At 46.7% G+C, this 527-nt stretch carries 1 protein-coding gene; it reads left to right on the forward strand.

All coding sequences use genetic code 11. From position 1 onward, the window contains the following. Positions 1 to 527, forward strand: a 527-nt coding sequence (locus ACXAH6_RS20390) for a GTP-binding protein (RefSeq protein WP_474879829.1), incomplete at both ends; no start/stop codon positions are given.

Genomic DNA, 527 nt, shown 5'->3' on the forward strand with positions numbered 1-527 from the left:
CCAACTCGCCACTACGCGCACGTTGACTGTCCTGGACACGCTGACTACGTTAAAAACATGATCACTGGTGCTGCTCAAATGGACGGCGCGATCTTGGTAGTTGCGGCAACTGATGGCCCTATGCCTCAGACTCGTGAGCACATCCTTCTAGGTCGTCAGGTAGGTGTACCTTACATCATCGTATTCATGAACAAATGTGACATGGTTGATGATGAAGAACTACTTGAGCTAGTAGAAATGGAAGTTCGTGAACTTCTTTCTGAATATGAATTCCCAGGTGATGACCTACCAGTTATCCAAGGTTCAGCGCTTAAAGCACTTGAAGGCGACGAAGCATGGGAAGCAAAAATTGTTGAGCTAGGTGAAGCCCTAGATTCATACATCCCAGAGCCAGAGCGTGCAATCGACAAGCCGTTCATTCTTCCAATCGAAGACGTATTCTCAATCTCAGGTCGTGGTACAGTAGTAACAGGCCGTGTTGAGCAAGGTATCGTTAAAGTTGGTGAAGAAGTAGAAATCGTAGGTAT

The organism is Alteromonas sp. ABE4_545 (assembly GCF_056161325.1).